The sequence below is a fragment of the Candidatus Chordibacter forsetii genome (genome assembly GCF_964187505.1).
Taxonomy (GTDB): Bacteria; Verrucomicrobiota; Verrucomicrobiia; order Opitutales; family Seribacteraceae; genus Chordibacter; species Chordibacter forsetii.
The window spans coordinates 1-6587 of sequence record NZ_CAXLML010000116.1 but is presented as its reverse complement, the minus strand read 5'-3'; the positions used below and the strand labels follow the sequence as shown (position 1 = coordinate 6587).

Below are 6587 nucleotides of genomic sequence, written 5' to 3'. Positions count from 1 at the left end.
AAAGAGGCAATCATCGGAGGCATTTGATAGCGATCAAGCAGTTCCCCTGAGTCATCGGTGAATTTCTTTCTCCACTCCAAGTAATCGGTTAAAACCCTCTCGAAGTCTGACCTTGAACTGATCCTGACCACGGCGTTATTGAATGGCTTGACTGGGCCAAATCGCTTCGAATACCACGGAGCAACTTTACGAAACTGGAGAGATCCACGATCCTCGCCAAATACTTCTACCATCAGATCGTAATGCCTACGCATGACCCGTATTCGTTCATCAAAGCTAGGATCAGCAGGAAGGACTCCTGTTTCTAAATATTTCTGGGTGTGGAGAAAAATCCAGGGATTATAAAAAGCCCCACGCCCAGCGGAGATGCCATGGCAACTCGTGTGATCGATCATATGCTTAGCGGCTTGTGGTGTGGTCACGTCTCCATTCCCTATTACTGGAATCTGATCTACTGCCTCCACAACCATAAAAAGCCCCACGCCCAGCGGAGATGCCATGGCAACTCGTGTGATCGATCATATGCTTAGCGGCTTGTGGTGTGGTCACGTCTCCATTTCCTATTATCGGAATTTGATCTACTGCCTCCACAACCTTACGGATGCCCTCCAGGTTCACAACTCCATCAAATCCCTGGGCGCGGGTTCGACCATGAACAAATATGGCAGCCACGCCCGCATCTTCCAAAGCCCGGGCGAGATCGGGAGCAGTAAGGTTTTCACCATCCCATCCGAGTCGCATCTTGGCCGTGATCGGAACATCGACGGCATCGGTCATTGCCCGAATCAATTCCTGAGTTTTGGGCAGCTCCGTCATCATACTGGCTCCGCCTCCGGTTTTGGTAACCTTTGGTACGGGGCAGCCCATGTTGACATCGATGGAATCGATCCCTTTTTCAACAAGCATCACCGCGGCATCTCTCATTTCCTCTTTGACGCCACCAAATAATTGAACGGACAGGGGGTTATCCTGCTTATTCGTTTCAATTAATTTGAGTGCTTTGGGGTTCTGTTCAATGAGGGATCGGGCGTTTACAAGATCTGTGGTGCAAAGATCAACCCCGCCAATTTCGCGGATGACCAAACGGAATGGCAGGTTGGTGTAGCCTGCAAGAGGTGACAGGAAAAGATTGGATTTAAGCGGTAGCTGACCCAAGGAGAACATGAGACATAGATTGAGGAATTGCTTAATTTTTACAATCCAACAAAGCAGACTTTTTCTTCCGTGAAAAATTTTCTCAAAAAGCTTCTTTAAACCTTGTCTAAGCTTTTTTTCTAATCAGGAATAAAAAATTGTGACTTTCCGATTCCCAAATGTGTATCTCGCTCCCGAGCTTTTTCTGAGAATGGTCCTGGTTTTATGTTTTTTGAGTCAGTCGGTTTTAGCTAAAAAAGAATTTTCGATTGAGGGCTCATTTGAATCCTATTGCATCGAGTGTCATGGTATGAAGGGCAAAGTTAAGGGGGAGGTTAATTTGATCTCTTTTACAGAAGGAAAAGACCTAAAAGGCGATCCGGAACTGCTGCAGACGATAATGGAAGTGATCGACTTTGGTGAGATGCCACCTGAAGGAAATCAGCCTATTGACAATACCGAGCGAAAAATGATTGTCGCCGAGTTAAAAAAGCTTTTAGCAGAATCCGTTTCCGGATCGGAGAAGGATTTGGTTAAAGCCCCTATTCGCAGAATGACAAGATTTCAATACGCCAATGCAGTGAAGGATTTGCTTGAGTTGAAGGTGGAGGTCTTTCCCTTGCCTGAAAAAATGATGCGTGATCGGTCAGGATACTTTAAACCGGCATCCGGTAAAATGCCGGCTAAGATGATGGTGAGTAGTCGACCGCTAGGGAAGTCTGGTCTCATTGAACCAAGGATGGACGGCGTGGCTCCATTTCCTCAGGACCTGCGGGCGGAGAACGGTTATGATACCCAAGGAGATCACCTTTCTCTTTCCCCACTGTTAATGGAAGATTTCTTCCGGTTAAGTCAGAGTATAGTTAAGAGCCCTTCGTTTAATCCAAAAAATGTAGGGGTATGGACACAATATTTTGAGAAATCCAAGCGGGGAATTAATCAGATGGATGAACTAAAATCGCGACTGCAACACCTGCTCAAGAGAGCTTTTCGGGCTCCGGTTGATGATAAAACTTTTAGCAAATATTATTCATTCGCAGAGCAGGAAATGAATCAAGGTATGGGAATGGGCGATGTCATGAAAGATGTCTTTTCCGCAATTCTCGCTTCCCCTCGCTTTCTTTATCTCTATGACCGGGGAGGGGAAGAAGGTCGGGAGCCGGAGTCTAGGCAAAACCTGGATTTAGCATCCCGCCTGTCCTTTTTCCTTTGGGGAAGTGTGCCGGATGATCAGTTACTCGATGTGGCAATGGAGGCTACCCTTAGCCAGGACGAGCAATTGACTAAACAAGTTGACCGAATGCTTACGGATGAAAAACTTAAAAGGTTTTGTGATTCGTTTCCTACTCAATGGTTGCAGTTGGACCGGATTATATCGGCGGTGCCCGATGAGAAGAAGTACCGAGATTTTTATTATGGTCCACCTCTTTACCGAACGACCATGGACATGATGATGGAGCCGCTCCTACTTTTTGAAACGGTCTTGATCGAAGATCGTTCTGTTCTTGAGCTGATTGATTCAAATTATACCTTTCGTTCTGCACGGCTGAGCAAATGGTATGGGGACGCACCCAATGGAAAGCTTGGTGGCCCGGTAACCATTCGATTTACAAGGCAGTCAGTGAAGGACCGCAGGCATGGTGGTTTGATTACCAATGGGGCGGTGATGACGATGACCTCAGGTCCTTTAGAAACGAAACCGATTACCCGGGGTGCCTGGGTTGCGGGGGTTATTTTTAATTCACCACCACCACCTCCTCCTGCAGAAGTTCCACCACTTCCGGAAGAAAAGGAGGTGGATGACAGCCTGACTTTACGTGAGCGGTTTGCAGATCATCGGGAACGGGCTGATTGTGCTGGATGTCATGAAAAACTTGATCCGTTGGGTTTTGCCTTGGAGAATTTTGACCCGGTCGGGCGTTGGCGGGAAAAATACCATAATGGGCGGGAGGTGGATGCAAGTGGAACTCTTTTCCGAAGCCATAAATTTTCTAATATAATTGAATTTAAGGATGCCATTCTTAAAGAAAAAAACCGCTTTGTTCGTGGGCTTGCGGGTCACCTTCTTGCCTTTGGACTCGGTCGTGAACTTAATCCCTCTGACTCTCTGGCACTCGATGAGATCGTGGAAAGTGTAGAGGGAGAAAATTATTCGATGAAGTCTTTGATCCACGCAGTTGTTAAGTCGAAACCATTCCGCGGGCCAAGTGTTAAACTTGCCTTAACTATAAAAAGTAAATTTTGAAAATATGAAAACGATGAAAAATATTGGCCGCCGTACTTTTCTTCGCGGACTGGGAACCTCCGCCCTTGCTCTGCCATGGATGGAAAGCTTGGCGGTTGGTAGCAAGAATTATAAAATCCCTCAGCGTGCGGCTTTTTATTATGTGCCCATCGGGGTGGTTCGGAAGACTTTCTTTCCAGGCGAGGGACAGAGTTCAGTGCAAAGAAACTTTAATAATGATAATTTTGATGCAGAAAGTACTCGTTCGAATCTGGGAGTCGGTCTTCATGATCTAAAGTTGACTCCAACCATGAAACCCTTGGATGGGCTGAAGGATAAGGTTACTTTGATCACGGGATTGGATCGTACTTTTCAGCCGGGTACGGATGTGCATGCACAGTGTGCTTCCTGTTTTCTTTCCAGTGCCAGTCCGTTTAGTCTCAAGCATACGCCTTACCCTCAGGCACGTAGTTTAGATCATATTCTTGCAGATGAAATTGGTAAAGATACTCCTTTTAAGACTCTTGAATTTAGCTGTAATAGTCACAATGATAACAAGGAATCGATTCAGTTTGATAATATTTCTTGGTATGGGACGGAGCATGTGGCTCCCTCGATGCGGGATCCATTGCTAGCCTATCGTAGGCTTTTTAAATCGGATGAACGCAGTGCCTATAAGAACATTACTGACTTGGTTCTTGATGATGCCCGGTCCTTGAGAAAAGACCTTGGCTATTCTGATCAGCAGAAATTTGGTGAATATTTTGAATCCATCCGTACGATAGAGCAGCAGATTTTACGATTGGATGGGATGAGAAATGAGTTAAGCAAGGTCGATCTTGACATTCCGATGGACGGTAAAATGCCAAGGGGGGAGTATATTCGATTGATGGGTGACCTGATGGTTGCCTCCTTGCAAAGCGGGTTGACCAACGTGGCCACCTTCATGGTGGGGCCTGAAAGATGGGACACTCCCTATTTATTTGAAAGCTTATTCGATAAACCTAAGAGCCATCATATGATGTCCCATAATCAAGGGAAATTTGTTGAGGACCTGATTAAGGTGGATCACTTCTACATGGAGCAATTTGCTTATCTTTGTGAGAAGATGAATCGGATAGAAGAAGCTAATGGGAAGACCTTACTTGATAATATTTTATTTACCTATGGATCAGGTTTGGGGGATGGGTCGACTCACCAATACAGTGCTTTGCCTATCTTGATAGCTGGTTCAGGTGGTGGGAGATTTATTACCGGAAAGCACTTAAATGTTTCAGCTAAATCAGGATTGGTAAAAAAAGTTAATGGAACTTTCAAAACACCAGATGGTGGAGAGCCTTTGGCCAATTTATGGCTCACGCAAGCTAAAGCAATGGGTCTTGAGCTTGATCGATTTGCTGACAGTACCGGAACTATTTCCAGTTTACTTGTCTAATTTCTAGAGAATTCCTTAAGCTTTCGATCGGTTATAAAAGTGCCAAAGGGAATTAAAGTCGCAACGAAAAGGTAAAGGCCGAAGAGAAATGACCAGGCATGTTTTTTCATGCAGGTAGCGAGCAAAAGGCAATAAGCGACAAAGAGAATGCCGTGGGCCATCCCTACAACTTTCACGGCCAGAGGGATTCCCCACCAATATTTGAGGGGCATGGCAATACCAAGCAGAATTAAATAGGATACCCCCTCAATGTTTCCCAAGATGCGGAGGTTATGGATAGATGAGAACATTATTTCTTTAATGTACGAAAAAGAGTGATGGAAAGAAAGGTGGCAAGTAGTGCGCTGGTAATGACTCCAATCTTGATGGATGTGGAAAGATTGATCAATGGATTTGGCTCGGGAAATATATTGGGAGCGAGAAAAACCATTAGCTGGGGAAAGAATGTGAGGGGAGAAAGGGAGGCTATGTTTAGCATGAGCTGGGAATTCCCCAGGAAATCAGCCACTGCTAGAACGAGGCAAGCAAGCATGGGTGTCAGCCAAAGCAAACCTACAAAACCCCAAAATCCTAAATTAAACCATTGTTCCCGTGCTGCCCGCAAAGCAAGTGCGGTAAAAAGTAAGACCAGGCCAGGCAGAAGGACTGATTGGGCAGAAGGTGCAACCGACTGCACGGTTTCGGAACTTACCGCTAGCAAGTGTAGTACTGCATAAACCACGGTGGAGATACAGACCAACGCACCGACAAACAAGCCTCCAGGTGCTTCGTCTGCAAGCACAGGTACGCGGTTCATTCCCAGCCTTCCCGAACGTTGTCTGCCCTTGAGTTGACGGTGCGGATCCGGGCAACATACATTGATTAATAATAAAAGAGATGCGAGGTTTAGGAGGAAGAAGGTTGATTGAACCACGATCATGGAGATAGAGGGCAGTGAGTCATTTTTTAACTGATCGGGAAGTCCGACCTTTGTTGGATCAAGCTGTAAGCTCTGGCCTAGCAGTCCACTGGCTTCACCCTGTGAGAAAAATGGCCAGAGCGAACCGAGCAAAAGAATTTGCAAAATGCCAAACAGGCCTATTCCCATAGGCTTGGAGAAAGCGGGCAGGGAATCGAGCCGCCATTTTCGGTAAGCTGTGGCAAAGAGAGCAAGAAGGATCAATCCTTGCATAACAAAGGTAAAAGTGGTTGGAGAAACCTGGTAGGTGAAAAAGGGAATTTCCTGCCAAAAAGCCACGACTTGTCTTTCAAAAGGTCCAAGGATGTTGGTGCCTTCGGCCAGAAGGTGGGGAACAATCTTACCGAAATAAGTGGGCAGTATTGTAAGAAAAGAAAGGAAGGAAATACCTGCCTGTCCGAGCACGGGAAGAAAAACATACAGTCCGAGCACGGCAAGGCGGGCTACCCATGAAGCTGCCCGGGGCTTGGGGACGACCAGTCCGATAACATGGGCGGTAAGATGGTAAAGAATGACTGAGCAGAAAAAAACTGCGTACAGCTGTAAAAGGTTAAGCAATGGAATCTTACCGACCACCATGCAGTGCAGAAGAAATGGCAGGGTCAAAAGGAACATGAAATACTCGCGGGCTGGCAGACCGAATAAATACCCTAGAATCTTCGAAAACGGGTTCATTGGAGTCATTCTCTGGTAGTCAAGCAAGCCCGCTTCTTTTTCCTCCGCCGTTACCGATGCCACTCTTCCTGTACCCAGAAACATTAGGAAGAATCCCTGCAATACAAGCAGCACTGTAAAGGCTTCCCGGGCACCGTTGACTGGCATGGATATAAGCTCGG

The 6587-nt window shown here is 46.3% G+C and carries 6 protein-coding genes; 2 read left to right on the top strand and 4 right to left on the bottom strand.

Annotated features, from left to right (window positions below; translation table 11 throughout):
• Both ACKPQ4_RS05400 and ACKPQ4_RS05395 read right to left on the bottom strand, forming a co-directional pair.
• On the bottom strand, positions 1-422 hold a 422-nt coding region (locus tag ACKPQ4_RS05400), incomplete at its 3' end, for a tRNA-dihydrouridine synthase (RefSeq protein WP_407680182.1).
• Positions 400-1164: a tRNA dihydrouridine synthase gene (locus tag ACKPQ4_RS05395; protein WP_407680181.1), complete on the bottom strand. Its 765-nt coding sequence runs from the start codon at positions 1162-1164 to the stop codon at positions 400-402. The genes ACKPQ4_RS05400 and ACKPQ4_RS05395, both read right to left, overlap by 23 nt.
• Positions 1165-1366: 202 nt before the next feature.
• Here ACKPQ4_RS05395 and ACKPQ4_RS05390 point away from each other — a divergent pair, with 202 nt between their 5' ends.
• Positions 1367-3379: a DUF1592 domain-containing protein gene (locus ACKPQ4_RS05390; RefSeq protein ID WP_407680180.1), complete on the top strand. Its 2013-nt coding sequence runs from the start codon at positions 1367-1369 to the stop codon at positions 3377-3379.
• A 4-nt stretch (positions 3380-3383) separates the two neighbouring features.
• Positions 3384-4793 carry a DUF1552 domain-containing protein gene (locus tag ACKPQ4_RS05385; RefSeq protein ID WP_407680179.1) on the top strand — a complete coding sequence of 470 codons (1410 nt, stop codon included), beginning with the start codon at positions 3384-3386 and terminating at the stop codon, positions 4791-4793.
• Here ACKPQ4_RS05385 and ACKPQ4_RS05380 read toward each other — a convergent pair.
• Positions 4790-5083, bottom strand: a complete 294-nt coding sequence (locus tag ACKPQ4_RS05380; protein ID WP_407680178.1) for a DUF3817 domain-containing protein — start codon at positions 5081-5083, stop codon at positions 4790-4792. The genes ACKPQ4_RS05385 and ACKPQ4_RS05380 overlap by 4 nt on opposite strands.
• Positions 5083-6587: ABC transporter permease (locus tag ACKPQ4_RS05375; protein WP_407680177.1), on the bottom strand; the 1505-nt coding region annotated here is incomplete at its 5' end. The genes ACKPQ4_RS05375 and ACKPQ4_RS05380, both read right to left, overlap by 1 nt.

Coding starts and splice junctions, on each gene's coding strand:
- ACKPQ4_RS05395 (WP_407680181.1), bottom strand. CDS start 1,164: ATGTTCTCCTTGGGTCAGCTACCGCTTAAATCCAATCTTTTCCTGTCA.
- ACKPQ4_RS05380 (WP_407680178.1), bottom strand. CDS start 5,083: ATGTTCTCATCTATCCATAACCTCCGCATCTTGGGAAACATTGAGGGG.
- ACKPQ4_RS05385 (WP_407680179.1), top strand. CDS start 3,384: ATGAAAACGATGAAAAATATTGGCCGCCGTACTTTTCTTCGCGGACTG.